The organism is Pseudomonas massiliensis (genome assembly GCF_000826105.1).
Classification (GTDB): Bacteria; Pseudomonadota; Gammaproteobacteria; order Pseudomonadales; family Pseudomonadaceae; genus Aquipseudomonas; species Aquipseudomonas massiliensis.
Genome location: NZ_CCYK01000007.1, coordinates 109,125 through 134,781 on the forward strand (window position 1 = coordinate 109,125; position 25,657 = coordinate 134,781).

Below are 25,657 nucleotides of genomic sequence, written 5' to 3' on the forward strand. Positions count from 1 at the left end.
TGTTCCTTAGCGGTTGATCGGAGTCAGGCGCAGCAAGTGAATGCGTCGGCTGTCAGCGTTGAGGATGCGGAAGCGATACGCGCCTATTTCGGTGGTTTCGTTGCGCTTGGGCAGATGCCCGAATGCACTCATCACCAGCCCGCCAATGGTATCGAACTCGTCATCGGAAAATTCGCTGTCGAAGAACTCGTTGAAGTTCTCGATGGGCGTCAGCGCCTTGACGAGGAAGTCTCCGCTGGGAAGCGGCTTGATGTAGCTGTCTTCCTCGACGTCGTGCTCGTCCTCGATATCGCCGACGATCTGTTCCAGTACGTCCTCGATGGTCACCAGGCCCGCCACGCCGCCGTACTCATCGATCACGATGGCCATGTGGTTGTGGTTGGCGCGGAACTCGCGCAGCAGCACATTCAGGCGCTTGGACTCCGGAACGAAGGTGGCCGGGCGCAGCAGGTCCTTGATATTGAACCCATCGGTGTGGCCCTGAAGAATCAGCGGCAGCAGATCCTTGGCCAGAAGCACGCCCAGGACCTCGTCATGGTTTTCTCCCATCACCGGGTAGCGGGAGTGGGCCGCGTCTATCACCGAAGGCAGGAAGTCCCGCGGGCTTTGGGTGGCCTTGATGGTGATCATCTGGGAGCGAGGGACCATGATGTCCCTGACTTGCAGGTCGGCGACCTGGATGGCGCCTTCAACGATGCTCAGCGCTTCGCTGTCCAGCAGCTTGTTGCTGTGCGCCTCGCGCAGCAGCTCGAGCAGCTCCTGGCGGTTTTTCGGCTCATGGACAAAAGCCTGGGTGATTTTTTCCAGCCAGGACTTTTGCCCGTTGCTCGATCGATCTTCGCTCATGGCGTTGTTACTCGTGTTCCTTGGATGCAGCAGCTTATGGGGTAGGCAATGCAGTGACATTTTCCGCGTACGGATCAGGAAAGCCCAGTTCGGCAAGCAACTCTCGTTCCAGGCCTTCCATCTCTTCGGCTTCTTCATCCTCGAGATGGTCATAGCCGAGCAGGTGCAGGCAGCCATGGATGACCATGTGCGCCCAATGGGCCTCGGCCGCCTTGCCTTGCTCCTGGGCTTCACGCTCGACCACCGCCGCGCAGATGACCAGGTCGCCCAGCAAGGGGATATCCAGCATGTCATCGGGCACGTCGGCCGGGAAAGAGAGCACGTTCGTGGGGTAGTCCCGTTGCCGATAGGTCCGGTTCAGGTCCTGTCCCTCCGCTTCGTCAACGATACGGATCGTGAGTTCCGAATCGCCACTGCGTTGACGCAAGGCCAGTTCGCACCATTGGCGAAACCGGGCCTCGCTGGGCGTGGGCTGTGAACTGGCCTGTTGCAGGTCGAGCTCAACCATTGTGGCTGGTGTCCCGCGGCTTGTTTTCGTCGAAACGCTCATAGGCTTCGACGATCCGCTGCACCAGAGGATGGCGAACCACGTCCTTGGGCTTGAAGTGAGTGAAGCTGATACCAGGGACGTCCTTGAGCACATCCATGACGTGAGCCAGGCCGGAACGGGTGCCCTTGGGCAGGTCCACCTGAGTGATGTCGCCGGTGATCACCGCCGTGGAGCCGAAACCGATGCGGGTCAGGAACATCTTCATCTGCTCGGTGGTGGTGTTCTGGCTTTCATCGAGGATGATGAAGCTGTTGTTCAGCGTGCGACCCCGCATGTATGCCAGGGGCGCGATCTCGATCACCTGTCGCTCGATCAGCTTGGCCACGTGCTCGAAGCCAAGCATTTCGTAGAGCGCATCGTAGAGCGGGCGCAAATAAGGGTCGATCTTCTGTGCCAGGTCGCCTGGAAGGAAACCGAGCTTTTCGCCGGCTTCCACGGCCGGGCGCACCAGCAGGATACGGCGCACCTGCTCGCGCTCCAGCGCGTCCACCGCGCAGGCGACAGCCAGGTATGTCTTGCCTGTACCCGCCGGGCCGATGCCGAAGTTGATGTCATTGGCCAGGATGGCCTTGACGTAGCGCTGCTGGTTGAGGCCACGCGGGCTGATCATGCCCTTGCGGGTACGCAGCGATACGGCCACTTCGTTGTTGGCCGGGTCGTTGAGGGCCTCGACGGCCGATTCCTGCAGGAACAGATGCACCAGGTCCGGCGACAGTTCGGTGGCCTTGGTTTCCCGATACAGGCGGCGCAGGATCAGCTCGGCGGAATGCATGGGGCCAGATTCGCCGATGAGCTCGAACTGGTTGCCGCGGTTGCGGATTTCCACATCCAGGCGTTGTTCTATCAGGCGCAAATGCTCGTCGAATTGCCCGCACAGATTGGCGAAGCGGCGAGCTTCGAAGGGCTCCAGGGTGAAACGATGGGGTTCTATGGGTGCGTTCAAGGTCGTTTTATGGCCGCTCTACGGCTGGATTGGGTGACCAAGGATAACCCCAGAACCGGCCGGGGTGAAAGCGCAACGCCGCAGGCTGAAAGCGGCCGTGGCGCGGCTGCCCTTGGGCGCTGAAGTATAGGGCCTGGTCACGGGAAGATCCTGGAGTAGCGTCGAGAAGGCCGTGCTATGATCGGCGCCCTTTCCCTATCCGATCATTCTCCGCCTACGATGACCAAGCGTGACGCACCCATCTTCAAAGTGATTTTCCTTAATCAGGGCCAGGTCTTCGAGATGTATGCCAAGCATATCTACCAGAGTGAGCTCTGGGGTTTCCTCGAGGTCGAGGAATTCGTGTTCGGCGAGCGTACACAGATGATCGTCGACCCGGGCGAGGAAAAGCTCAAGACGCAGTTCGACGGGGTGATCCGAAGCTTCGTGCCGGTGCATTCGATCATTCGCATCGATGAGGTGGAACGCCTGGGCACCGCGAAGATTTCCGAGGCCGCGGGCACCGGCAACGTCATGCCGTTCCCGATGCCGATCCCGGGCAAGTAGCCACGCGCGAGAAGGCGGGGCGCTCAAGGCAAGGGCGAGAAAGGCGTGCGCCCGTCCGCGGTCTGCAGTTCCAGCAGGTATTTGCGGAAGATCTGGCCCAGCACCAGCGTGGCCCTGTCCAGGTCTTCCTTGCTCATGCTGGCCGCTACCTCGTCGGCGGAATCCAGTGCATCCTCCGCGCCGTTTACCGCTGCCATCTTGAGCACGATGTATGCCTGGACGTTGTTGGCCGGCACGCCTTCGCCTCGGTAGAACATCAGCCCAAGATGATACTGGGCGTGGGCGTGGCCCTTTAGCGAGGCTTGCTCGAAGTAGTTCAGGGCCTGGTTCAGGTCGCGCTCGGTCTGCTTGCCTTCATAGTAGAACCGCCCCAATTCGTATTGCGCCTGTCCATCCCCTCCCGAAGCGGCCTGCTGGCAGGCGGCAAGGGCCTGGGGCAAGTCGGCCGGCGCGCTGTCCAGGCTGCAGCGGCTGGGCGCGGGCACCAGCAACGAGTTACCGTCCGCCGCGGCCAGCAAGGGTTCGAGAAGCAGCAGGCAGCCCAAGGCCAGGGCGCGGCCGGTGCGGTTCATGGGGATCGATTTACCTCTGAGCGGGTGGGCTTGGCCACCCTCGGGATAACAATGCGCACATTATGAAATAAGCCGATGACACCTTACAAAGTCTTTACTCGGATTTTTCCCATGGACAGGGAGCGGCCCATGTCATCGATATGACACAGGCCGCGCGGGTTACAGCTGGGCGAAGGCGCGTTCGGCCGCATCCAGGGTGATCTTCAGTTCCGCTTCGCCATGGGCGATGGAGGTGAAGCCTGCTTCGTACGCGCTTGGCGCCAGGTAAACGCCGCCGTCCAGCATCAGATGGAAGAAGCGCTTGAATCGTTCCGCGTCACTGTCCATCACGTCCTGGAAGGTAACGATATCGTCGGCGCCGCTGAAATAGAGGCCGAACATGCCCCCGGCCTGGGTAGTCACGAAGGGAATCTGCGCGGCATCGGCGCGCTGCTGCAGACCGTCGAGCAGGCTGCTGGTATAGGCGGTGAGCTCGTCATGGAAGCCAGGCCGGCTGATCAGCTCGAGGGTAGTGAGCCCGGCGGCCATGGCCAGCGGGTTGCCCGAAAGGGTGCCTGCCTGGTACACCGGGCCCAGCGGCGCGATATGGGACATGATTTCCCGTTTGCCACCGAAGCAGCCCACCGGCATGCCGCCGCCGATGATCTTGCCGAAGGTGGACAGGTCCGGGGTTACGCCATAGAACGCCTGGGCGCCGCCCAGGGCCACTCGGAAGCCGGTCATGACTTCGTCGAAGATCAGCACCACGCCATGCCGGTTGCACAGTTCGCGCAGCCCTTCCAGGAAGCCGGGCGCGGGGGGCACACAGTTCATGTTGCCCGCTACGGGCTCCACGATGATGCAGGCCACTTCATTGCCTACCTCGGCCAGGGTGCGCTCCACCTCTTCCAGGTCGTTGAACGGCAGGGTAAGGGTATGCCGGGCGAAGGCTGCGGGCACCCCGGGGGAACTCGGAACGCCCAGGGTAAGAGCGCCGCTGCCTGCCTTGACCAGCAGGCTGTCGGAGTGCCCGTGGTAGCAACCTTCGAACTTGATGATGCTGTCGCGCCGGGTATAGCCGCGAGCCAGGCGGATCGCACTCATGGTGGCCTCGGTACCCGAGCTGACCATGCGCACCATTTCCATGGAAGGCACCAAGGCACAGACACGCTCGGCCATGCGGGTTTCCATTTCCGTGGGCGCGCCATAGGACAAGCCATGCTCCAGCTGCTCGCGCACAGCCTGGAGTACCGCAGGATGGCTATGGCCGAGGATCATCGGGCCCCAGGAGCCAACGTAGTCCACATAGCGCTTGTCATCCTCGTCGGTGACATAGGCCCCGGCGGCATGCTTGAAGAAGATCGGTGTGCCGCCCACGCTTTTGAAGGCGCGCACGGGTGAGTTGACACCCCCGGGAATATGTTTCTGGGCGGCGGCGAAGAGGTTTTCAGAGCGGGACATGGGCGTTCTCTCAATCGGGTTCAGGTGCGCAGCAGCGCATTGAAGGCTAGGGCGCGGCGGGTGACTTCCGAGGCGCTGTCGGCGGCGAACAGGGCATGTACCACGGCGAGCAGGTCCGCGCCTCGCTCTACCAGGTCAGGCGCGTTCTCCAGGGTTACGCCGCCAATGGCGCAAATGGGCAGGCGCAACTGGCGACGCGCCTCGCTGAGCAGCTCGAGGCTGGCCGAGGGCGCACCAGGTTTGGTGTGGGAGTTATAGAAGCGGCCGAACGCTACGTAGCTGGCGCCTTCATTGGCTGCCTGATCAGCCAGTCCAAGACTGGCATGGCAGGTGGCGCCAATGATCGCTCGGGGGCCCAATAGGCTGCGAGCCGCGGTGAGCGGACCATCGGTTTGCCCCAGGTGAACACCCACGCCAATGCGAGCCGCCAGCTCGGCGTCGTCGTTGATGATCAGCTGCGTATCGTAGCTTTCGCATAGCCGCTTCAATGCCTGCGCTTCACGCAGGCGGCGGGTATCGTCCTGGCCTTTGTCACGGTACTGGAGCAGCGTAACTCCGCCATCCAGGGCCGCCTTCACATAGTCGAGGAAGTGTCCGGCGAGCAGCGGCTGGTCGGTAATGGCATACAGCCCGCGTAGGGTCATGGCGTCCTCATGCGCCGGGCGGCGCTCCCGTGGTGAAGGGTCAGTTGCAGAAGTCCAGGGGCAGGCGCCGGGGCACGTACTGGCCTTGCCCTAGCCGCTCGGCGTCACGCAGGGTGCGCCAGGTGTAGTCCAACGCTGAATGCACGGCGCCAGGCAGCCGCTCGCCCAAAGCCAGGCGGCCGGCCAGAGCGCTGGCCAGCGTGCAGCCAGAGCCATGGTAGCTTCCAGGCAGGCGCTGGCAAGTGTGGGTATCGCGCCGCCCGTCACGGCCATAGAGGCGGTTGTGGATATCCCGCTCATCGCCATGGCCGCCGGTGATCAGCACATTGTCGCAGTGCTCCAGCAGCCGAGCCGCGCATTGGTCAGCGCTTCCTTCTGGCAATTCGGCCAGGATGCGCGCCTCCGGCAGGTTGGGGGTGGTCACGGTGGCCAGAGGCAGCAGTTTTTCACGAATGGCGTAGCCGACTTCATCCTTGCCCAGGCGACCACCGCCTCCAGCGCGCAGCACCGGGTCGCAGACCACCGGCACGCCCGGGTTCTGCTGAATCAGCTCGACCACGGTGGCGACCATTTCCAGCGAGCCGAGCATGCCCAGCTTGATCGCGGCGATGGGGGAATCCGCCATCACTGCCTGGGCCTGGGCCAATACCCAGGCACGGTCCAGTACACGGAAGTCGGTCACGTCCACCGTATTCTGTACCGTGAGCGCGGTGACCGCCGGCGCGGCGTGACAACCTTGGGCGAGCAGGGCTTCGATGTCGGCTTGCAAGCCGGCACCGCCACTCGGGTCATGGCCGGAGAGGCAAAGAACGACAGGGCGGGAGGCATAGGTATTCATGGGGGCGAGCTTACCATCAAACGCATCGCCGGGCGCGGCGCCCGGGGTTGAAAATCGCCGAACGAACGTGCGCCATACAGCGGCCGTAGAGCGCTCGTCGGCTACCTTTGTCTAGAGGGTGCAGAGGCTCGTGGCTATGGTAGGATGCGGCGAAATTGATAACAGGTTGCCAGCACGTCGACTCAAAGGGAAATGGGGAGGCTTCCCGATGCTGCGTGGCAATCTTCACCGGGGCTGTATGCGCTACCTTTTCCTTCTGATGTTGTGCTGGCTGCCCTGTGTGGCGACCGCGCTCGATTTCGACGACAGCACCCGCAACCTGCCCCTGGGGCGGGCCCTGATGTACTACGAAGACAAGTCCGGCGGCGCTACCCTGGAGCAGGCGCTTGGCCAGTCATTCAGCCCCCATGACGCAGAGGTCCTGAATGCGGGCTATTCAAGCTCGGCTTTCTGGCTGAAGGTCCCGCTGCGTTACCTGCCGCGCCATGATAATCATGGCGCGCGCACCTGGCTTCTCGAGCTGGCCTACCCGCCCATGGACCACGTGGACCTGTACCTGCAGGATCCACAGGGCCAGTGGCAACTGCAGGCACGTACGGGCGACGAACTGCCCTGGTCTAGCCGACCCATCCGCCAGAACAATTTTGTGTTCAACCTGCCCTTCAAACCGGGCGAGGCGCGTACCGTATTGCTGCGGGTGCAAAGCGAGGGTTCGGTGCAGGTGCCGCTTTCGCTATGGTCGGCCGAGGCCTTTCTGGAGGCGCAGCCGGAGCGCTTCTACGTGTTCGGGCTGATCTACGGCGTGCTGTTGGTGATGCTGGTCTACAACCTGTTCATCTACCTGAGCGTGCGCGACCCCAGTTATCTCTACTACATCCTCTATATCGCTTCGTTCGGCATGTACCAGGTGTCTGTCAACGGTGCCGGCATTCAGTTCTTCTGGCCCGACAACCCCTGGTGGGCCAACGCCGCCACACCCTTCTTCATTGGCGCCGCCGCGTTCTTCGGCTGCCAGTTCGCCCGCGCTTTCCTGCGCACCGCACAGCACGGAAAATGGCTGGACCGCCTGCTCAAGCTGCTGATGGCCATCGGTGGGGTGGTGATGGCGATTTCCCTGATGGCCAGCTACGGGCTTGCGTTACGACTGGCCACGGCCTTGGCCTTGGTCTTCACGGTAGTGATTTTCAGCGCCGGGATCATCGCCTGGTTCAAGGGCCAGCGCCAGGCCCGCTATTTCATGATCGCCTGGTCGGCATTCCTTCTGGGCGGGATCGTTAATACCCTGATGGTGCTGGGGTTGCTGCCCAACATGTTCTTGACCATGTATGCCAGCCAGCTGGGCTCGGCGCTGGAGGTGGCCTTGCTGTCCCTGGCCCTGGCGGACCGCATCAACGTGATGCGTGATCAGCAGGCCAAGGTGTTGTTCGACGCGGGGCAGAAGCTCGAAGCCCTCAATCAGCGGCTGTCCGAGAGCAACCGGTTGAAGGACGAGTTCCTCGCTACCGTCACTCATGAGCTGCGCACGCCCATGAATGGGGTGATCGGCTCCCTGGAGCTGATGCAGACCCTGGACCTGGACAGCGAGCTGGCGACCTACCAGCAGACTGCGTCCCGTTCGGCGCGGGACATGATGCGCATGGTCGATGACATCCTCATTCTCACCGAACTGCAGGCTGGCCGCCTGGCGCCCCGTTCCGAGCCCTTCCGCTTGCGGGTGCTGCTCGAAAGCCTGCAGATGCAGTTCATAGGCCAGGCCGCGGAAAAAGGCCTGGCCTTGCGGATGGAGGTCATACCTGGCGTGCCGGACAGCCTGCGTGGGGACCTGAAGAAAATGGCCCTGTGCCTGGGCTGCCTGCTGGACAACGCGATCAAGTTCACCCGCGAGGGCAGCGTGACCCTGGTGGTAGAGGCCATCGAACATCAATACACCGAGGTACGCGTGGTATTTCGGGTGGTCGATACAGGCATCGGCTTCAGCCTGAACAGTGATTCCCTGTACCAGCAGTTCTATCAGGTAGATGGCTCCACTACCCGCGAGCACGGTGGGCTGGGAATCGGCCTGGCCATCTGTCGCCAACTGGCGACCTTGATCGGTGGCACCTTGAGCCATCAATCGACGCCGGGGCAGGGCAGCTGTTTCGAACTTGCCCTTGACCTGGGCGTGGACGAGGCCGCTTCCGAGCCTGCGCGGCCCCGTCCCGGCTATTCGGCCCTCAAGCGTCGCCCCAGTGAATGCGTGCTGATACTGATCGACAATGATCGCGTGGAGCACCTGGTGTTGCGTGGAATGTTGCTGCGCCTGGGCTATCAGGTGCACAGCGTGCCCCACGAGCAGGCGGCCCTGGCGATGCTGGACGCAACACCTGTGGCCGCCTTGATGCTCGAAAGCACAGGCTCGCTGGAAGCACTGCTGGAACAGGTGCAGCGTCTGCGCGAAAGCGTTCAGGGCGCGGCCCCAACCTTGTTGGCATTGATGGACGCAGCGCCGGGAAGCGAACGGCAACGCTGCATGAAGGCCGGACTCACCGCGGTCATGCCTCGTCCGTTGCGTTTCGAGGGAGTGCAGGCCGTGCTCGAGGAAGCGCTGCTCAGTCATCGGCCCGCCCCAGCAGCCGTCGCCCTGGCCGATGGTGCTTTGTAAGAGGTCGATCAGCGTGTAGAGGGGGTGGCCCCGGTATCTCCCGTAGCAACCGCGCCGGGCCACGCTGGCTTGCGCGCGACCGGGTTCAACGCCCTCGCCACGCCCGGCCGCCGCCGAGGCGGGCTGCTACAGGCAGCTCCATGGGCGGCGATACGTGCTTCAATCAATAGGTCCATGCTGCCTGGAACCTATCATGAACTTGCACGCCTTTGCCGAAACCCATGAGGTCACCAACCAGCCACCCAGCCTGGATGGCGTCAACCTGTATCGCCTGGATAGGCCTTTGCAGGAGTGGGCCCGTCGTTTCGGCGCGGGCTGGGCCGAGGCGCGCATGGACGCCTATGGTGCGCTCGCTGGCGGCCCGCTGATGGCTGCCGGGTTCCTTGCCAACGAGCATGGGCCGGTGTTCCATAGCCATGACCGCTACGGCAACAGACTGGACACGGTCGAATTCCATCCGGCCTATCACCAGCTCATGGCCACCGCGACCGAGCATGGCCTGCCTTCATTGCCCTGGCGTGAGCCCCGGCCCGGCGCCCATGTGGCCCGTGCGGCCCTGACCTACCTGCATTTCCAGGCCGAGGCTGGAAGTGGCTGCCCGCTGACCATGACGTTCGCCAGCGTGCCCGCGTTGCGCCTGCAGCCGGACCTGGCCGAGCGCTGGCTGCCCAAGGTACTTGCCACTCAATATGACCCGCGCAACCTGGAGGTTAGCCAGAAGGCCGGAGCGACCATTGGCATGGCCATGACGGAGAAACAGGGCGGTACGGACGTACGCGCCAATGCCACTCGCGCCTTTGCCATCGGCCAGTCCGGGCCTGGGCAGGCCTACGAGCTGCTGGGCCACAAGTGGTTCTGCTCGGCCCCCATGTGTGACGCTTTCCTGACCCTGGCCTACACCAATGAAGGGCTCAGTTGCTTCCTGCTGCCGCGCCATCGGCCAGACGGTAGCCGCAATGCTTTCTATATCCAGCGCTTGAAGAACAAGCTGGGCAACCGCTCCAATGCCTCGAGCGAAGTGGAGTACCGCGGCGCGCTGGCCTGGATGGTGGGCGAGCCGGGTCGCGGCGTGCCAACCATCCTGGAAATGGTGGCCCTGACCCGCTTCGATTGCATGGTCGGATCCAGCGCGCTGATGCGTCAGGCCCTGACCCAGGCAATCCACCATTGCCATTATCGTCAGGTGGGCGGGCGAGCGTTGACCGAGCAGCCTTTGATGCAGAATGTACTGGCCGATCTGGCACTGGAAAGCGAGGCTGCCCTGGCCCTGAGCCTACGCATGGGTCAGGCCCTGGACCAACTGACAGACCCTGTTCAGGCGCGTTTCGCCCGGCTGGTGACTGCGGTAGGCAAGTACTGGATCTGCAAGCGAGCCCCGGCGATGATCAACGAAGCCGCCGAATGCCTTGGCGGCGCCGGCTATGTGGAAGACAGCATCCTGCCTCGGCTGTACCGCGAGGCGCCGGTCAATTCCACGTGGGAAGGTTCGGGCAATGTGCAGTGCCTGGATGTCCTGAGGGCACTGTCCAGAGAGCCTGGCGTGCTCGACGCGCTTTTCGCCGAGCTTGGCGACGGCCACGGCGATCACCGCCTGGCCGCCGCCATCGGGCGCTTGCACCGGGAACTGAAAGACGCGACCGAAATGCCCTATCGGGCGCGACAGCTTACCGAAGAGATCGCGCTGACGCTTCAGGCCAGGTTGCTGCTCGAAGCGGGTAACAGTGACGTCAGCGACGCCTTTATCGCCAGCCGTCTCGGACACAGAGCCGGTGCCTATGGAGCGCTGCCACGAGGGGTGGCGGTAGAAGCGCTGCTGAAGCGTTCGGCGCCGAGTCTCTGAACTATCTCGCTTGCGGCGACAACGCGGCTGGGTCGACCTCCCGCCAACTGCCGGGCTCCAGCCCATCGAGCCCGAATGGGCCTATCCGTACCCGCACCAGGCGCAAGGTGGGCAGGCCGACCGCGGCGGTCATGCGGCGCACCTGGCGGTTGCGTCCTTCGCGAATCACCAGTTCCAGCCAGGTAGTGGGAATGCTTTTGCGAAAACGCACTGGCGGGTTTCTGGGCCAGAGCTCGGGTTCGGCGAGCAGGCGGGCCCCGGCGGGCAAGGTAGGGCCGTCATTGAGCATGACCCCTTCGCGCAGGCTGGCCAGCTGTTCTGGCGTGGGCTCGCCCTCCACCTGTACCCAGTAGGTTTTCGCCAGCTTGTGCCGTGGGTCGGCAATACGCGCTTGCAGGCGGCCGTCATTGGTGAGCAGCAGCAGGCCCTCGCTATCGCGATCCAGTCGCCCGGCCGGATACACGCCGGGAAGGTCCAGATAATCCTTGAGGGTGGCGCGCCCCTGATCGTCGCTGAACTGAGTAAGCACGTCGTAGGGTTTGTTCAGCAGGATCAGCCGCGGTGTGGTCGGGGCGGCCTTGGCGACACCTCCGGCTCGGGGGCGCGGAGAGGTGTAAAGGAGAGCGTAGGGGGCGGGCATGGGCGACAACCGAAACAAGCAGGGCCGGTAGGATACCAGCCCCGCCGGCGCCGATCATCGGAACGGCGGTTCGTCGAAGCTGCGCAGTTTGCGCGAGTGCAGCGAGTTCAGCTCGTTGCGCAGCAGGTCCAGCGCGGCGATGCCAATGGTCAGGTGCTGGCTGACCGCGCGGTTGTAGAACGCATTGGCCGAGCCCGGCAGCTTGATTTCACTGTGCAACGGTTTGTCCGAGACACACAGCAAGGTGCCGTAGGGCACGCGCAAGCGATAACCCTGGGCAGCAATGGTGCCGCTCTCCATGTCTACGGCCACAGCGCGGGACAGGTTGATCAAGGGCCGCTCTTCCGCCCAGCGCAGTTCCCAATTACGGTCGTCGTAGGTCAGCACGGTGCCGGTGCGCAGGCGTTTCTTGAGTTCGTCGCCGCGCTCTCCGGTGACCTGAGCCGCGGCCTCCTGCAGTGCCAGTTGCACTTCGGCCAAGGCCGGGATCGGAATATGCGGGGGCACCAGGCGATCGAGGATGCCGTCGCGGCGCATGTAGGCGTGGGCCAGTACATAGTCGCCGATGGTCTGGGATGCGCGCAGACCTCCGCAATGGCCGATCATCAGCCAGCAGTGCGGACGCAACACGGCCAGGTGGTCGGTGATGTTCTTGGCGTTGGACGGGCCGACCCCGATATTGACCAGAGTGATGCCATCGCCATCGGCGGCGATCAGGTGATAGGCAGGCATCTGGTAGCGGTGCCAGACCACCGAGGCCACCAGAGCCTGGGCCTGGTCGTGGTCCATGCCTTGTTCGATGATGACGTTGCCCGGCATCACCATGCGTACGAAGCGGGGGTCGCTGCGCAGTTGCTCCAGCCCATGGGCAACGAACTGGTCTACGTAGCGATGGTAGTTGGTCAGCAGGATCCACGGCTGCACATGGCGCCAGTCGCTACCGGTGTAGTGCACCAGGCGGCGCAGGCTGAAGTCCACCCGGGCGGCGTCGAACAGGGCCAGCGGCAGGGGATCGGCGTTGGCCCAGTCATACAGGCCATCGGCGATGTTGTCCGTGGCGGCGGAGAGGTCCGTGCTCGGGAAGACCCGTGCCAGAGTGGCCGCGGTAATGCCGGTGCCTGCCAGCTCGTCACCTTGCTCGACCACGTACGGGTACGGGATGTTCTGCTGGCTGACACCCACCTCCAGACGCACGTCGAAATCGCGCATCAGGGGCGTCAGTTGCTCGAGCAGGTATTTGCGAAAGGCGGCGGGCTGGGTGACGGTTACCGAGTAGGTGCCCGGCAGTTGCAGCTTCGCATAGGCGCGAGTGGTGCTTGGTACTTCGCCATGGGACTGGTACGTCAGGCGCAGCTCCGGATAGCGGAACAGCCCCCGTTCTTCGGTACTGGGTTCGGTGCGGTCTTTCAGATAGCGCTTGAGGGCCTGGCTCAGGGCGCCAGTGGCGCGCTCATGCAGCCAGGCCAGGCGTTCCACGGCCTGTTCGGGGGTATTCAGGGTGACGAATGAATCGGCGTCGGTACTCACAGGCGGGTCCTTCTCTTTCTGGCAAGCGTTCATCTTGCCTGTTCAGCAGCTTTTTACCAGCCCCGCGCGACACCTCGGTGACAGGCTTCAGGAACGCAAATGCGCCAGGGGCAGCTCGGAGCTGGCCAATACCTGATTGAGTACAAAGCTGGAACGCACACTGGTAACCCCTTCGATGCGGGTCAGATGACCGAGCAGCAGTTGTTGGTAATGGTCCATGTCCTGGACCACGACCTTGAGCTGGTAATCGGCTTCCATCCCGGTGACCAGGCTGCATTCAAGCACCTGGGGCAGGTTACGCACCGCCGCTTCGAAATTCTCGAAGCGCTCCGGTGTGTGCCGGTCCATGCCGATCAGTACGTAGGCGGTTAGGTTCAGGCCCAGCTTCTTGCGGTCAAGCAAGGCCACCTGGCGAGTGATGTAGCCGTCGTCTTCCAGCTGCTTGACCCGGCGAGAGCAGGGCGAGGGAGAAAGGCCAATGCGCTCGGCCAGTTCCTGATTGGAAATGCGAGCGTCGCGCTGAAGTTCAGCCAGGATACTCAGGTCATAACGGTCCAGTTTTCCCATGACAGGCGCTCGCGTCGTTTGAATTGCCGAGGATTATCACCATCAGGCATTAAATTGCGCAATCTCTTCTTAAACACGCAATCTTCGCAATCCTCTGCTGGGCGCCGCGCGATAAGCTTTACCCCATGATCACCGCCCGGACATGAGTCCACTGCGAGCCGCCCAATCAGGTGGCTGGCGGCCACCGCCCCCACAGGGAGCGAGCTGGCCACCGGGTTGACGCTGGCTCAATCAGGCCGGCCGGAGTGAGCCGACGCCACAAGCGACGCGCCTGGACGCAGTTCATCAAGGGAGGCCCCGAGGCCTCCTTTTTTTATGGCCGCAAAAAGGTGCGGGCCATCATGAAATTGTTCTTGAGCCCGAGAGCGCAGGGCACGTCGCTGGTAGCATGGCGGCGAACCGCCTTAGGTTTTTCCAGTCAAAACCGAGTGCTCGCACTCAGTGAGGATTTCCATGAAAACGCGCACCTGGTGCCTCGCCAGTGCGGCCGCGCTGTGCCTGTGCCTGGGCACCCCGACGTTCGCCGACAACAACAACGCGGACCAATTGCGCGGTAGTGCTCCGCGCGGCCAGGACCGTGGTGATTATCGCGGCGGTGGCCCCCAGCGTCAGTCGCAGCCGAACTACGCTCCCAATCGGGAACAGCAGTCCAACCGCCCCAACCCGGGTTGGCAAGGCAACCCCAACGGAGCTGGGCGGCCCGGGCAACCGAGCGCGAACCTTCCCATTCAGCCCAAGCCGGATGAGGTACGACAGACCGAACCGCCATTGCGTGGCAGCTACCCGGACCTGCCGCGCAACAACGGCAACCGCCAATGGCAGGCCGGACATGACCGTGATTGGGAGCCGGATCGCTATCGTGGCAACGGGTGGGGGCCGGGCCCACAATATCGGCCAGGTCAGCGTATCGACCGTTTTCCTGGGGATAACTATCGCGTGCCCTATCGGGGAAATGACTATTTCTATTCCTCTGGCTACTGGTATCGGCCAGACCGCTCCGGTTACGTGGTGGTGGCACCGCCACGTGGCATTCGGGTGCGCTATCTGCCGGACTACGCCTCCCGAGTGTGGATCGGCGGCGGCATGTTCTTCCTGGCCGCGGGCACCTATTACCAGTGGCTCAACGACACCCAGGAATATGTGGTCGTAGACGCGCCCAGCGCCCCGGTGCAGTCCCAGCCGCAGCCAGTACCTCAGCCAGTGCTAGCGCCCAGCGGATACGATGTGGCTTTCTATCCGGCCAATGGCCAGAGCCCGTCGCAGATGGAGCGGGATCGCTATGAGTGCCAGCGCTGGGCCGCCCAGCAAACCGGTTTCGATCCGGCGACGGCCACCTACGCGCCTTCGGACCAGGTGGTATATCTGTTCCGCCAGAACATGGCCAACTGTTTGACCAGCCGCGGATATGGCCTGAATTAGCGCCGGGGCGGTGCGGCCTCTTCCGGATCCGCGTGTACCAGCACTTCAGCCTTGGGGAACTGCTCGATAATCGCAGCCTCGACCTGCTCGCAGAGCCTGTGGGCGGCCGAGAGAGTCAGCTGCCCGGGTAGTTCCAGGTGCAGCTGCACGAACCAGTGCTGGCCGGATACCCGGGTGCGCAGGTCGTGGGCGCCCAGCACGCCTGGCACCGAGCAGGCCAGGGCCATCATTCGTTCGGCCACTTCCGTGGGCAACTCCTGGTCCATCAGGATGCCTGCGCTTTCCTTGCCGATCTGCGCCGCGTTCCACAGGATGTAGAGCCCGATTCCCAGGCCGAACAGCGCGTCCAGCTGAGGGTAGCCCTGGCGGGCGAGCACCAGCGCTACCAGGATGCTGCCGTTGAGAAGCAGGTCTGAGCGGTAATGCAGGGAGTCGGCACGCACCGCGGTAGACCCGGTTTCCCTGACGACCTTCGACTGCAGGCACAGCAGGCCGAGGGTGAGTACCAGCGACAACACCATCACTGCGATGCCCACGTCGGCTTCCCCCAGCGGCTCGGGGCTGTTCAGGTGTCGTATCGCCTGCAGGATGATCAATCCGGCGCTCAGTGCGATGAACAGCGCCTGGCCCATCCCCGCCAGAGCCTCTGCCTTGCCGTGGCCGTAGCGGTGGTCATCATCGGCCGGGCGCAGCGAATAATGCACCGCCAGCAGGTTGAGGAAGGACGCGGCACCATCGAGCACCGAATCGGTAAGCCCCGCCAGCAGGCTTACCGAGCCGCTCAGGGACCAGGCCAGGGCCTTGGTTACGATCAGCACCGAGGCCACCGCCAGCGAGGCCCGTGTGGCCAGGCGCAACAAGCGGCGATGGCGGGCGCTGGTGCTCATGTTCAGGCGGCGGGACGCAGGCCGAAGGCGGCGAGCTGCTCAACGCTGCCGTGATGCTGGATCAGTCGCGGGTCGTCCAGCGGCAGGTGCTTGCCCAGCTCGGTTTCCAGAATGGCCTGCAGGCGCTTGTTGTCCACGCTGCCATCCGGGTTCACCGCGCCCTTGAGCACCTCCGGAGAGACCTGGGCATGGGTGCCGCCAGGCAGGTAGATGGCGCCGGTGGCGAAGTCGACGCCAAAGGCGATCAGGCCGGGAATGACATAGAACAGAATGCCAATGGCATCGAGGGCGGCGACCACGGGGTCGATCTTACCTTCGATCTGGCCGCGGCGGTCGGGCCAGAACAGGGTGCCGCAGGCGGTGAGCTGAGTCAGTACCGAGACAACCAGAACACTGCCGATCATACGAGATGCGAGACGCATGAATTTCTCCTGGAGGTGGGGGCTCGGCCATTTGCATAAATGGCTGTAACCGACAACTACGACCATGGTCGAGCCGTTGCGGTTCGCCCTTATACCCCGCGCTTGGCCCAAGGGCCAGTGAGCGCTGCCTCAGGTCTGAGACCCTCCAGGGGGATGACAGGCGGCAGGCCTCGAGCGAACCGGGTAGAATCCGCCTTTTGCCTGCCCTGCGGGCGCCTGCCTTGAAGATAACGCGTAGCCATAATGATAACTTCCGAGCTTAGCCTCCTGCGTCTATCCATCGCCGTCACTGTGCTTGTCGCCAGTTTCGGTATCGCCTTCGGCTTGCTGTCCGGGTCCTTCTCCATCGTGTTCGACGGAGTGTACTCCCTGGCCGACGCCAGCATGAGCGGGCTGGCCCTGATCGTGGCCAGCCTGATCCGCCGCCATACCAGCGAAGGCGCCGCCAACCAGCGCCTCGCGGCGCGATTCAACATGGGCTTCTGGCATCTGGAACCAATGGTGCTGGGCCTCAATGGCACCTTGCTGTGCGGCGTGACCCTGTACGCCTTGATCAACGCGGTGGGCAGCCTGATGACCGGCGGCCGCACCCTGGAATTCGGCTTCGCCATCGTCTATGCGGCGCTGACCACCATCGCCTGTTTCAGCCTGGCGGCCGTGGAGTTCCGCGCCAACAAGCGGGTAGCCTCGGACTTCATCGCCCTGGACGCCCGCTCCTGGGTGATGTCGGGCAGCATCAGCCTGGCCCTGTTGTTCGCCTTCCTGATCGGCGCGCTGACTCGCGATACGGCTTATGCCTGGATCGGCCCGTACATCGACCCGGCGGTACTGGCGGCAATCTGCCTGGTTATCCTGCCCCTGCCGCTGCGCACCATCCGGCAGGCGCTCTCGGACGTCTTGATGGTCACGCCCGCCGCGCTGAAGGAGCGGGTGGACAGCGTCGCCGCCGGCGTGGTGGAACACTACGGCTTCGTGGGCTACCAGGCCTATGTCGCCAAGGTAGGCCGGGCGCAGCAGATCGAGCTCTATTTCATCGTCCCACAAGGCTGGCCGGCCCGCACCCTGGAAGAATGGGACGCCGTACGCAACGTGATCGGCGATGCCATCGGCGACGAAGGCCCGAACCGCTGGCTGACCATCGCCTTTACCTCCGATCCGGAGTGGGCGCGCTGAAGCGCCTGGCCAGGAGTGCCCATGAATCCGTTACCTATCGACGCCGCGCTTCCCGCCCTCAAGGTCGCCCTCGAGCAGCGTAACGAAGCCGTGCTTGAGGCCCCGCCTGGTGCGGGCAAGACCACCCGGGTCCCGCTGGCGCTGCTGCACGAACCCTGGCTGGGCGAGCAAAAAATCCTGATGCTCGAACCGCGCCGCCTGGCAGCCCGCGCCGCGGCGGAGCGCTTGGCCAGCGAGTTGGGCGAGCGGGTCGGGGACACAGTGGGCTATCGCATCCGCCTGGAGAGCAAGGTTGGTCCGCGCACACGTATCGAAGTAGTGACCGAAGGGATCCTGGCGCGACGGCTTCAGGACGATCCGGCCTTGGAAGGGGTAGGGTTGGTCATCTTCGACGAGTTTCATGAGCGCAGCCTGGATGCCGACCTGGCTCTGGCCTTGGTGCTCAACGGTCGGGAATTGTTGCGTGACGAGCTCCCGCTCAAGGTGTTGCTGATGTCGGCCACTTTGGAGGGCGAACGCTTGGCCGCGTTACTGGACCAGGCACCGGTGATCAGCAGCCAGGGCCGCATGCATCCGGTAGCCATCCAATGGGGGCGGCCGCTGCAGCAGGGGGAGTGGCTGGATGCGCGGGTGGAAAGCGTCGTAACCCAAGCCCTGGATGAGCAGCACGGCAGCGTACTGGTGTTCCTGCCTGGCCAGGCCGAGATCAGGCAAGTGGAGCGCCGGCTGGAAAGCGTCTTGCCGCATTACCCTGGGGTACGGCTTTGCCCTCTGCACGGCGAGCTGAGCCTGGATGCCCAGCGCGCCGCCATCGAGCCGGCTCCGCCAGGGATGCGCAAGGTGGTGTTGGCGACCAATATCGCCGAAACCAGCCTGACCATCGAGGGCGTGCGCGTGGTGGTGGATACGGGCCTGGCTCGAGTGCCTCGGTTCGATCCTGGTACTGGCATGACCCGGTTGGACACCCAGCGCATTTCCAGGGCCAGCGCAACCCAGCGCGCCGGCCGCGCGGGGCGACTGGAGCCAGGCGTGTGCTACCGACTGTGGTCCGAAACCCAGCATGAGCAGTTGCCGGCCTACGACAGCCCCGAGATTCTGCAGGCAGACCTCAGCGGCCTGACGCTGCAGCTCCATCGCTGGGGCGCCCGCGCGGACCAACTGACCTGGCTGGACCCGCCTCCTGCTGCTGCCTTGGCGCAGGCCAACGACCTGCTCTCGCGCCTTGGCGCCCTCGACACCCAGGGACGGCTTAGCCCGCATGGCCAAGCCATGGCGACCCTGCCGGCGCACCCTCGGATTGCCCACCTGCTGTTGCGAGCCAAGGCGCTGGGCCTAGAGTCGCTGGGCTGTGACCTGGCCGCCCTGCTGGGCGAGCGTGATATCGCGCGCGACGACGGTGCTGACCTTCATGCCCGCATGACGCTGCTGCGCAGTGGGAGCCGGCAGGTAAAGCATGTTCAGCAAGTGGCCAGGCAGTATCAGGGGCTGCTCAAGGCCCAGCCGGACGCGGGCAGACCCGCGGCGGACCCAGACGCTGAGCATTGGCTAGGGGCGTTGCTGGCATTGGCGTATCCGGATCGCGTGGCGCGGCAGCGACGCCCAGGAGGTGCTGACTATCGCCTGGCCAACGGCCGCGCCGCGCAGTTCGGTGAGCCTGATGCTCTGATGAAGCATGAGTGGCTGGTGGTCGCTGAGCTTGGCAGCCGCCAGGGCCAGCGGGAAGAGCGCATCTATCTGGCGGCTGGCCTGGACCCTGCGCTCTTCGAGAACGTATTGGCCGAACAGGTGCGCCGCCATGAGGTGCTGGAGTGGGATGAAAGGGACGCCAGCCTGCGCGCGGAAGCCCAATGGCGCGTGGGCGACCTGATCCTGCGCCGTGAGCCCCTGGCCGGGCTGAATGAAAGCGCGCGCTGTCGCGCCCTGGTGGACTATGTAAGGCGCAAGGGCCTGGCGCTGTTGCCCTGGACGCCGGAGCTGCGCCAATGGCAAGCGCGCGTGCTGATGCTGCGCCAACTTGATCTGCCCAGCGGCTGCAGCGAATGGCCTGATGTCAGCGACGAGGGACTGCTGGCAACCTTGGATGACTGGCTGGGACCTTACCTGGGCAAGGTAACGAGGCTGGCGCATTTCTCTCAGCTGGATCTTCCCGGCATCCTTCAGGGCCTGCTGCCTTGGCCCTTGCCGCAGCGCCTGGGCGAACTGGCGCCTACGCACCTGGTGGTGCCGTCAGGGTCATCCATTCGCCTGGACTACAGCGAACAGCCGCCGGTACTGGCGGTGCGCCTTCAGGAGCTGTTCGGCCTTGCAGACACCCCGCGCATTGCCAATGGGCGAGTGCAGGTCAAGCTGCACCTGCTGTCCCCAGCCCGCCGGCCCGTACAGGTGACCCAAGACCTGGCAAACTTCTGGCGCAGTACGTACAGCGAAGTGAAGAAAGATCTCAAGGGCAGATACCCCAAGCACTACTGGCCCGACGACCCATTGGTGGCCGAGGCGACCGCCCGGGCCAAGCCGAGAGGGACGTAGAGGGCTGGTGCTTCCTTGTCCGTCGTTACGCCAGCCCCCGATAAACCACCTGTCCAAGCGAATGGGCCTATACAAGCGCCTAGGGTTTCTTTTCTTGCGCAGGTAACAGGAATCGCCCGCTAAGCGGTAGGTGGTCCGAAATCCCCAGGGTATCTTCCTGGCGTACCCGAGCGTTCAAGGAGGTCAGGCGAGGACTGTGAACGAGATAGTCCAGGGTACGATCCGGACCGCTGGCATCGAACGGAAAGTGGGTGAACCACTGCGCCCGGTCTTCGCCGCCGGCCGCGGCGTTGCTTGGGATCATGGGATAGCGATCCCATAGCAGGTGAAGGTCGTCCTCCGGGGAATACTGCGACTGCTGCCCAAGAGGTAGCCGCCGGTATTGCCCCAAGGGAAGCAGGTTGAAATCGCCGCCGAGCAGCCAGGGCGTACCCAGAGCCTCCAGGCGATCCACCCTGGCGGCGACCGCCTGGAGCTGTCGGGCCTGGGTCGTGTCGTCATGGCGGTAGGGCGCCAGGCGGGTATTGAGTACGGCCAGATGCTGGTCCGGGGCAATAGGCAGGTACGCGGCCAAGAGCACTTGGCGGCGGCCGAACAGGTTCAGCCAGCCTCCCTCGCGGGGCAACTGCCAACGCTCGGCCTGGCCGATACGGTAACGGCTGAGAATCGCCAGCTTGCGCCCGACGCTGCCGAAGATGTCGGGTTGCGGAACGAACTCGGCTTTCCAATCGAAGGCTTCGACACTGCAGGGATAGAGGTCCACCAAGCGCTGTTGCAGCAGGGCAAGCTGATTCTGGTAACTGGTAGCCTTGGCGCCGTCGTCCAGCTCCTGCAGCAGCACCAGGTCCGGTTGTTCGTCACGGATAACCCGCACCACCTCATCCAGGTCATGGGCCACGTCCTCGGCGCTCGGCGAGGCGTCGTGGCTACGGCCTTGCGGGGCGTCATACCAGAACAGATAGCGTTTGCCGGCCAGGAACTGCACGTTCCACGTCATGGCCGTCACTGGCTGGCCAGGGTGCAGCGTAGGTGGCGTGCCTTGACAGGCGGGAGCTACGCCGGCGTGGGGCTCGGGGTGCCAGGTGAGATGCCAGGCGAGCGCGGCCAGGGCAAGCGCTAGCAGGAAAAGGACCAGCAAGGCTGTACGCAGTCGTCGGATCATCGGCTCGGCTACGGCATTGCGAAGCCCCGAGCATAACCGAGGCCGCGGCCCACGTCAGGAGCGCTGGGTAGGGTCCGTAACCAGCATGAACAAGCGGAACAGCACCACGGTGGTCAGCAACTGCACTACGCCATTGCCACAGTCCACGAGGAAGGACAGGGGCAGGTTGCTGTCGTCCGGCACCCAGGCCGCGCTGGCGAAGTCGATCAACCAGAGCGGCACCAGCGCTACCAGCACGCACCCCAGCACCCGCCAGAAGGGGCCGCGGGTCAGTTCGAAGCTCTGCTTGATGGCAGCCCAGGGCGTCAGCCCCCGCAGCACCAGCAGATATTCGGCGAAGGCCAGCCGGGCCATCAACCACAGGCCGGGCAATACATAGAGCGCCATGCCCAGCAGGATGGCCAGAGAGCAGAATGCCGCCAGCAGCGCAAAGCGTGGCCACAGGCGCAGCCCCATGCTCAGCAACAGGCGCAGCGAGGGCGCTTCGCCGTTGCTGCGGGCGTCCAGGTAAAGAATGAGGGCCGCGCTGTAGATGGGATAGAACAGCAACCCGACCAGGATGTCGAACGCTCCACGGGCTGTGCTCTGGACACTATGATCCACCAGTTGCTCGGCCACCGATTGCAGTGCCAGCAGTGGCAGGCACAGCTTGAGGATGGCACCCAGGTGAGCGCGGAAGAAATACAGTGAATCTTGCAGGATGGTCAGCGGGTTCATCACGCCAATGTCTTGAGCCAGGCAGATCCGACACTGTACCGGATGCTCCCGGTGGGGCAAACGCCCCGGTGGGTGATTAACAATGTTTCATTGCCCCGGGCCGTTGAAACCTCCGGGGCCAACCCCATAATGAACGGCATACGGCCCCCGAGGGGCCGCCCCTGAAGGGCACATGACGAGGTGGCCATGAACAGCGAAGAGCAAAGCCTGATCGACGGACTTTTTTCCCGACTCAAGAAAGCCGAGGCCGAAGGCGGCCCGCGCGATGCCCAGGCTGAACAGCGTATCCGTGAGCACGTGGCCAGCCAGCCAGCGGCGGCCTATTACATGGCTCAGGCCATTCTGGTGCAGGAGGCGGCGGTGAAGCGGCTCGATGACATGAACCGTCAGCTCAAGGCCGAACTCGAGCAGGCCCGCGCGGCTGGCAGCAAACCGGCGCATGGCGGAGGGTTCCTCTCCGGATTGTTCGGTGGCGGCTCGCGCGATCCCGCTCCGCCCGCGCCCGTGGCACCCAGTGGAGGGGGCTGGCGTGAGCCTGCGCGCGGTTACGCGCCACCACCACAGTACCCTGTTGGAGGCCAGCCGGCTTACCAACCGGGCTATGCTCAACCCCAGGCCGCCGGTGGCGGCTTCATGCGCGGCGCCCTGCAGACCGCGGCGGGCGTGGCCGGTGGCATGATGCTGGCCGAAGGGCTCAGCAGCCTGTTCCATCATGACAACCCGTCTCAGGAGATCGTCGAGATCATTCGTGAAGAGCCCGCGCCCGCGGCTGACCAGGGCGGTGGTTGGGCTGACGATAGCCAGCAGATGGTGAGTGACAACGGCGGCTGGAACAATGACAGTGGCGGTTTCGCGGACACTGACTATAGCGCCGACGACGGCGGAGGCTTCCTCGCCGATGACGACGAGTACGTCTGAGGTGTCAGGCGCCGGTTCCGGCCGGCGCATCGCCCTCTTCGCCGATGTACAGAACCTTTACTACACGGTTCGTCAGGTGCATGGCTGTCATTTCAATTACGCCGCGCTCTGGAACCAGGTCGCCCAGCGCGGCGCCATCGTCAAGGCGTTCGCCTATGCCATCGACCGGGGCGACCCCAAGCAGCAGCAATTCCAGCGCATCTTGCGGCAATTGGGCTTCGAGGTCAGGCTCAAGCCCTATATCCAACGCAGTGACGGCTCGGCCAAGGGCGACTGGGACGTTGGCATTACCATCGACGTGATGGAGGCCGCCGGCGAAGTGGACGAGGTGGTACTGGCATCCGGCGATGGTGATTTCGACCTGCTGCTCCAACACGTGCACCAGCGTCATGGCGTTGCCACTACGGTGTTCGGCACCCCGGGACTGACGGCGGCCTCGCTGATCCGTGCGGCGGGAGAATACATTCCCGTACAAGGCGCCCTGCTGTTGCGGCACTGATCATTAGGTATTGGCTGGACGGCGGCCGTTTCGCTCGTACAATGGATCCCCTTATCTCGATTTCGAGCGTCTGCCATGCCGTCCCGTCCCGTGCCTGCCCTGTTGGTCGGCGCCTTCCTGGCCCTGTACCTGGTGTGGGGCTCCACCTATCTGTTCATTCGCGTCGGCATCGAGTCCTGGCCACCCTTGACCATGGCTGGCCTGCGTTTCCTCAGCGCGGGGGCGATCCTCTATGTCTTCCTGCGTCTGCGGGGCGCGCCCCGGCCCACGGCGCCGCAATGGCGAGGCGGTGCCTGGATAGGCCTGCTGTTGCTCGGTTGCGGCAACGGTGGGGTAACCTTGGCCGAGCACGCCGGCGTAGCCTCGGGGGTCGCCGCCTTGACGGTCGCCACGGTGCCGCTGTTCACCCTTTTATTCGGCCTGTGCTGGGGGCAGCGCAACTCCTGGCTGGAGTGGGCTGGCATCCTGTTGGGGCTGGTGGGTATCGGCTTGCTCAACCTGGGTGCCAACCTTCAGGCCAGCCCAGGCGGCGCGGCATTGTTGCTCTTCGCCGCCGCTGCCTGGGCGTTCGGCTCGGTATGGAGCCGCTACTTGCCACTGCCCGCCGGTGGCATGGCCAGTGCCGTGGAAATGCTTATCGCCGGCGCCGCGCTCTTGGCCGCCGGGCTGCTCAGTGGCGAGCGAATCACTCAATGGCCCAGCCTGGCCGGCTGGTTGTCGCTGGGTTACCTGGTGTTCTTTGGCTCCATCCTGGCGTTCAATGCCTATATGTACCTGCTCAAGCACGTCAGGCCCGCGGCCGCGACCAGCTATGCCTATGTGAACCCGGTGGTGGCGGTGCTGCTGGGCATGGCCTTCGCCAATGAGCGCATCGGCCTGTGGGAAGGCTTGGCGATGCTGGTGATCATCAGCGCGGTGGTGCTGATTGGCCTGCCCCAATGGCGGCGGCGCTGATCCGGGGTAAACTGAGCGCCTTGCCGTCCTTTTTTCAGGTGCACCCGATGACCTTCGCTTCACTGGGCTTGATCGAGCCATTGCTCAACCGGCTATCGAACCTGGGCTATGAAAAGCCAACCCCGATCCAGGAAAAGGCGATCCCCGCCGTGCTCGCAGGCCGCGACCTCATGGCCGCGGCCCAGACCGGCACCGGGAAAACCGCCGGCTTCGCCTTGCCGTTGTTGCAGCGTTTGACTCTGCAGGGGAGCCAGGTCGCGAGCAATCGTGTGCGGGCGCTCATCCTGGTGCCTACTCGCGAGCTGGCCGAGCAGGTGCACAGCAACGTCAAGGCCTATGCCGAGGGGCTGCCGCTGCGAACCTACGCGGTCTATGGTGGGGTCAGCCTCAATCCACAGATGATGGCCTTGCGTCGAGGCGTGGATGTCCTGGTGGCGACGCCGGGGCGCTTGCTCGACCTGCACCGGAACAATGCGGTGAAATTCGACCAGGTCGAAACCTTGGTGCTCGACGAGGCCGACCGCATGCTTGACCTGGGCTTCACGGAAGAACTGCGCGGCCTCTACGCGGCCCTGCCGAAGCGGCGTCAGACCCTGCTGTTCTCTGCTACCTTCTCGGATGACATTCGCCTGCTTGCCGGGCAGATGCTGGACGAACCCCTGAGCGTGGAAGTCAGCCCCCGCAACCAGGCGGCCACCACGGTTCGCCAGTGGGTCGTGGCTGTGGATAAGAAGCGCAAAGCGGAGCTGTTTTCCCATCTGCTGCGTCAGCGGCGTTGGAAGCACGTCCTGGTCTTCGCCAAGACCCGCAATGGCGTCGACCAGCTGGTGGAGCGCTTGCAAGGCCAGGGCGTGGCAGCCGACGGCATCCATGGCGACAAGCCTCAGGCCACCCGCCAGCGGGCGCTGGACAATTTCAAGGCCGGTGAACTGACGGTACTGGTAGCTACCGATGTGGCTGCCCGTGGCCTGGATATCCAGGACCTTCCCCTGGTGGTGAACCTGGACCTGCCTATCGTGGCCGAGGATTACGTTCACCGGATCGGCCGAACCGGGCGCGCGGGAGCCACTGGCGAGGCTATTTCGCTGGTATGCGCTGATGAAGTGGAGCAGCTCGCCGCGATCGAAGCCTTGACCCGGCAAACCCTCAAGCGGGTGGAAGAGCCTGATTTCGAACCGGATCATCGGGTGCCAGAAACCACAGCGGGCGGGCAAATCCTCAAAAAACCGAAGAAGCCAAAAAAGCCCAAGGCCAGTGGGGGCAAGGCAGCGCTTGGGCGCTGGACCGAAAGCCGTGAGGCGCCTGCGGCAGAGCCACCGGTCAAGGCCGTGCGCAAGGTGCCGGCATTCAATACGGGGCCGCGCAAGCGCAAGCCGTGAGACAGGC

General features: G+C 64.0%; 24 protein-coding genes. 10 read left to right on the top strand and 14 right to left on the bottom strand.

The window, feature by feature from the left end; all coding sequences use genetic code 11:
- Window positions 1-6 precede the first annotated feature (6 nt).
- Genes BN1188_RS11340 through BN1188_RS11350 form a run of 3 tightly spaced genes read right to left on the bottom strand, consistent with a single transcriptional unit; the run spans window position 7 to window position 2,339 of the window.
- Window positions 7-846: an HlyC/CorC family transporter gene (locus BN1188_RS11340; protein WP_040261598.1), complete on the bottom strand. Its 840-nt coding sequence runs from the start codon at window positions 844-846 to the stop codon at window positions 7-9.
- A 34-nt stretch (window positions 847-880) separates the two neighbouring features.
- Complete coding sequence (ybeY, locus tag BN1188_RS11345; protein ID WP_040261599.1) at window positions 881-1,354, bottom strand: rRNA maturation RNase YbeY; 474 nt, start codon at window positions 1,352-1,354, stop codon at window positions 881-883.
- Window positions 1,347-2,339: a PhoH family protein gene (locus tag BN1188_RS11350; RefSeq protein ID WP_040261600.1), complete on the bottom strand. Its 993-nt coding sequence runs from the start codon at window positions 2,337-2,339 to the stop codon at window positions 1,347-1,349. Before BN1188_RS11350 ends, ybeY begins: the two co-directional genes overlap by 8 nt.
- Window positions 2,340-2,558: 219 nt before the next feature.
- On the opposite strand from BN1188_RS11350, the gene BN1188_RS11355 reads away from it, so the two are divergent.
- Window positions 2,559-2,885, top strand: coding sequence for a DUF1820 family protein (locus BN1188_RS11355; RefSeq protein ID WP_040263853.1), 327 nt, complete (start codon window positions 2,559-2,561; stop codon window positions 2,883-2,885).
- Window positions 2,886-2,908: 23 nt separating this feature from the next.
- Here BN1188_RS11355 and BN1188_RS11360 read toward each other — a convergent pair whose 3' ends face one another.
- The 4 genes from BN1188_RS11360 to BN1188_RS11375 form a co-directional block, all read right to left on the bottom strand.
- Window positions 2,909-3,457 (bottom strand): tetratricopeptide repeat protein, encoded by a 549-nt coding sequence (locus tag BN1188_RS11360; RefSeq protein WP_040261601.1) that lies wholly within the window; start codon window positions 3,455-3,457, stop codon window positions 2,909-2,911.
- 159 nt (window positions 3,458-3,616) lie between these two features.
- On the bottom strand, window positions 3,617-4,897 hold the full coding sequence (gene hemL, locus BN1188_RS11365; RefSeq protein WP_040261602.1) for a glutamate-1-semialdehyde 2,1-aminomutase: 1,281 nt from the start codon (window positions 4,895-4,897) through the stop codon (window positions 3,617-3,619).
- Between the two features lie 20 nt (window positions 4,898-4,917).
- Window positions 4,918-5,541, bottom strand: coding sequence for a thiamine phosphate synthase (gene thiE, locus BN1188_RS11370; RefSeq protein WP_040261603.1), 624 nt, complete (start codon window positions 5,539-5,541; stop codon window positions 4,918-4,920).
- Window positions 5,542-5,581: 40 nt separating this feature from the next.
- Window positions 5,582-6,379, bottom strand: a complete 798-nt coding sequence (locus BN1188_RS11375; protein WP_040261604.1) for a bifunctional hydroxymethylpyrimidine kinase/phosphomethylpyrimidine kinase — start codon at window positions 6,377-6,379, stop codon at window positions 5,582-5,584.
- 238 nt (window positions 6,380-6,617) lie between these two features.
- Here BN1188_RS11375 and BN1188_RS11380 point away from each other — a divergent pair, with 238 nt between their 5' ends.
- Window positions 6,618-9,020, top strand: coding sequence for a hybrid sensor histidine kinase/response regulator (locus tag BN1188_RS11380; protein WP_052469439.1), 2,403 nt, complete (start codon window positions 6,618-6,620; stop codon window positions 9,018-9,020).
- 193 nt (window positions 9,021-9,213) lie between these two features.
- Window positions 9,214-10,860 (top strand): acyl-CoA dehydrogenase family protein, encoded by a 1,647-nt coding sequence (locus tag BN1188_RS11385; RefSeq protein WP_040261605.1) that lies wholly within the window; start codon window positions 9,214-9,216, stop codon window positions 10,858-10,860.
- A 1-nt stretch (window position 10,861) separates the two neighbouring features.
- On the opposite strand, the gene BN1188_RS11390 is transcribed toward BN1188_RS11385, so the two are convergent.
- The 3 genes from BN1188_RS11390 to BN1188_RS11400 are packed head-to-tail and all read right to left on the bottom strand — an operon-like array spanning window position 10,862 to window position 13,594.
- On the bottom strand, window positions 10,862-11,500 hold the full coding sequence (locus BN1188_RS11390; protein WP_052469251.1) for a pseudouridine synthase: 639 nt from the start codon (window positions 11,498-11,500) through the stop codon (window positions 10,862-10,864).
- Window positions 11,501-11,554: 54 nt separating this feature from the next.
- A complete protein-coding gene (amn, locus tag BN1188_RS11395) occupies window positions 11,555-13,060 on the bottom strand; it encodes an AMP nucleosidase (protein WP_052469252.1) in 1,506 nt (501 codons plus the stop codon).
- Between the two features lie 54 nt (window positions 13,061-13,114).
- Window positions 13,115-13,594, bottom strand: coding sequence for an Lrp/AsnC family transcriptional regulator (locus BN1188_RS11400; protein WP_040261607.1), 480 nt, complete (start codon window positions 13,592-13,594; stop codon window positions 13,115-13,117).
- Window positions 13,595-14,047: 453 nt separating this feature from the next.
- Between BN1188_RS11400 and BN1188_RS11405 the strand changes: the two genes are divergently transcribed.
- Entirely contained in the window at window positions 14,048-15,013 is a 966-nt protein-coding gene (locus BN1188_RS11405; protein WP_040261608.1) for a DUF6515 family protein, read from the top strand.
- Here BN1188_RS11405 and BN1188_RS11410 read toward each other — a convergent pair.
- On the bottom strand, window positions 15,010-15,900 hold the full coding sequence (locus tag BN1188_RS11410) for a cation diffusion facilitator family transporter (protein WP_040261609.1): 891 nt from the start codon (window positions 15,898-15,900) through the stop codon (window positions 15,010-15,012). The genes BN1188_RS11405 and BN1188_RS11410 overlap by 4 nt on opposite strands.
- Window positions 15,901-15,902: 2 nt before the next feature.
- Window positions 15,903-16,322 (bottom strand): hypothetical protein, encoded by a 420-nt coding sequence (locus BN1188_RS11415; RefSeq protein ID WP_040261610.1) that lies wholly within the window; start codon window positions 16,320-16,322, stop codon window positions 15,903-15,905.
- Window positions 16,323-16,565: 243 nt separating this feature from the next.
- Between BN1188_RS11415 and BN1188_RS11420 the strand changes: the two genes are divergently transcribed.
- Both BN1188_RS11420 and hrpB read left to right on the top strand, forming a co-directional pair.
- A complete protein-coding gene (locus BN1188_RS11420; RefSeq protein WP_040261611.1) occupies window positions 16,566-17,495 on the top strand; it encodes a cation diffusion facilitator family transporter in 930 nt (309 codons plus the stop codon).
- 21 nt (window positions 17,496-17,516) lie between these two features.
- Window positions 17,517-20,021, top strand: coding sequence for an ATP-dependent helicase HrpB (hrpB, locus tag BN1188_RS11425; RefSeq protein WP_040261612.1), 2,505 nt, complete (start codon window positions 17,517-17,519; stop codon window positions 20,019-20,021).
- Between the two features lie 79 nt (window positions 20,022-20,100).
- Here the strand turns inward: hrpB and BN1188_RS11430 are convergent, their stop codons facing one another.
- Both BN1188_RS11430 and BN1188_RS11435 read right to left on the bottom strand, forming a co-directional pair.
- A complete protein-coding gene (locus tag BN1188_RS11430; protein WP_040261613.1) occupies window positions 20,101-21,183 on the bottom strand; it encodes an endonuclease/exonuclease/phosphatase family protein in 1,083 nt (360 codons plus the stop codon).
- A 54-nt stretch (window positions 21,184-21,237) separates the two neighbouring features.
- On the bottom strand, window positions 21,238-21,900 hold the full coding sequence (locus tag BN1188_RS11435; protein ID WP_040261614.1) for a membrane protein: 663 nt from the start codon (window positions 21,898-21,900) through the stop codon (window positions 21,238-21,240).
- A gap of 186 nt (window positions 21,901-22,086) precedes the next feature.
- On the opposite strand from BN1188_RS11435, the gene BN1188_RS11440 reads away from it, so the two are divergent.
- The 4 genes from BN1188_RS11440 (at window position 22,087) to BN1188_RS11455 (ending at window position 25,650) form a co-directional block, all read left to right on the top strand.
- Window positions 22,087-22,818, top strand: coding sequence for a DUF2076 domain-containing protein (locus tag BN1188_RS11440; protein ID WP_040261615.1), 732 nt, complete (start codon window positions 22,087-22,089; stop codon window positions 22,816-22,818).
- On the top strand, window positions 22,799-23,317 hold the full coding sequence (locus BN1188_RS11445; RefSeq protein WP_052469253.1) for a LabA-like NYN domain-containing protein: 519 nt from the start codon (window positions 22,799-22,801) through the stop codon (window positions 23,315-23,317). The genes BN1188_RS11440 and BN1188_RS11445 overlap by 20 nt, the downstream gene beginning before the upstream one ends.
- A 75-nt stretch (window positions 23,318-23,392) precedes the next feature.
- Window positions 23,393-24,271: a drug/metabolite exporter YedA gene (yedA, locus tag BN1188_RS11450; RefSeq protein WP_040261617.1), complete on the top strand. Its 879-nt coding sequence runs from the start codon at window positions 23,393-23,395 to the stop codon at window positions 24,269-24,271.
- A gap of 47 nt (window positions 24,272-24,318) precedes the next feature.
- Window positions 24,319-25,650, top strand: a complete 1,332-nt coding sequence (locus BN1188_RS11455; protein ID WP_040263859.1) for an RNA helicase RhlE1 — start codon at window positions 24,319-24,321, stop codon at window positions 25,648-25,650.
- Window positions 25,651-25,657 lie beyond the last annotated feature (7 nt).

Bases quoted from the DNA above. Each gene is read 5' to 3' on its own strand.
- BN1188_RS11415 (WP_040261610.1), bottom strand. From the start codon at position 16,322: ATGCGTCTCGCATCTCGTATGATCGGCAGTGTTCTGGTTGTCTCGGTA.
- BN1188_RS11430 (WP_040261613.1), bottom strand. From the start codon at position 21,183: ATGATCCGACGACTGCGTACAGCCTTGCTGGTCCTTTTCCTGCTAGCG.
- BN1188_RS11405 (WP_040261608.1), top strand. From the start codon at position 14,048: ATGAAAACGCGCACCTGGTGCCTCGCCAGTGCGGCCGCGCTGTGCCTG.
- BN1188_RS11340 (WP_040261598.1), bottom strand. From the start codon at position 846: ATGAGCGAAGATCGATCGAGCAACGGGCAAAAGTCCTGGCTGGAAAAA.
- BN1188_RS11390 (WP_052469251.1), bottom strand. From the start codon at position 11,500: ATGCCCGCCCCCTACGCTCTCCTTTACACCTCTCCGCGCCCCCGAGCC.
- ybeY (WP_040261599.1), bottom strand. From the start codon at position 1,354: ATGGTTGAGCTCGACCTGCAACAGGCCAGTTCACAGCCCACGCCCAGC.
- amn (WP_052469252.1), bottom strand. From the start codon at position 13,060: ATGAACGCTTGCCAGAAAGAGAAGGACCCGCCTGTGAGTACCGACGCC.
- BN1188_RS11410 (WP_040261609.1), bottom strand. From the start codon at position 15,900: ATGAGCACCAGCGCCCGCCATCGCCGCTTGTTGCGCCTGGCCACACGG.
- BN1188_RS11360 (WP_040261601.1), bottom strand. From the start codon at position 3,457: ATGAACCGCACCGGCCGCGCCCTGGCCTTGGGCTGCCTGCTGCTTCTC.
- BN1188_RS11385 (WP_040261605.1), top strand. From the start codon at position 9,214: ATGAACTTGCACGCCTTTGCCGAAACCCATGAGGTCACCAACCAGCCA.
- hemL (WP_040261602.1), bottom strand. From the start codon at position 4,897: ATGTCCCGCTCTGAAAACCTCTTCGCCGCCGCCCAGAAACATATTCCC.
- BN1188_RS11400 (WP_040261607.1), bottom strand. From the start codon at position 13,594: ATGGGAAAACTGGACCGTTATGACCTGAGTATCCTGGCTGAACTTCAG.
- BN1188_RS11435 (WP_040261614.1), bottom strand. From the start codon at position 21,900: ATGAACCCGCTGACCATCCTGCAAGATTCACTGTATTTCTTCCGCGCT.
- yedA (WP_040261617.1), top strand. From the start codon at position 23,393: ATGCCGTCCCGTCCCGTGCCTGCCCTGTTGGTCGGCGCCTTCCTGGCC.
- BN1188_RS11375 (WP_040261604.1), bottom strand. From the start codon at position 6,379: ATGAATACCTATGCCTCCCGCCCTGTCGTTCTTTGCCTCTCCGGCCAT.
- BN1188_RS11440 (WP_040261615.1), top strand. From the start codon at position 22,087: ATGAACAGCGAAGAGCAAAGCCTGATCGACGGACTTTTTTCCCGACTC.
- BN1188_RS11355 (WP_040263853.1), top strand. From the start codon at position 2,559: ATGACCAAGCGTGACGCACCCATCTTCAAAGTGATTTTCCTTAATCAG.
- BN1188_RS11445 (WP_052469253.1), top strand. From the start codon at position 22,799: ATGACGACGAGTACGTCTGAGGTGTCAGGCGCCGGTTCCGGCCGGCGC.
- BN1188_RS11455 (WP_040263859.1), top strand. From the start codon at position 24,319: ATGACCTTCGCTTCACTGGGCTTGATCGAGCCATTGCTCAACCGGCTA.
- BN1188_RS11380 (WP_052469439.1), top strand. From the start codon at position 6,618: ATGCGCTACCTTTTCCTTCTGATGTTGTGCTGGCTGCCCTGTGTGGCG.
- hrpB (WP_040261612.1), top strand. From the start codon at position 17,517: ATGAATCCGTTACCTATCGACGCCGCGCTTCCCGCCCTCAAGGTCGCC.
- thiE (WP_040261603.1), bottom strand. From the start codon at position 5,541: ATGACCCTACGCGGGCTGTATGCCATTACCGACCAGCCGCTGCTCGCC.
- BN1188_RS11420 (WP_040261611.1), top strand. From the start codon at position 16,566: ATGATAACTTCCGAGCTTAGCCTCCTGCGTCTATCCATCGCCGTCACT.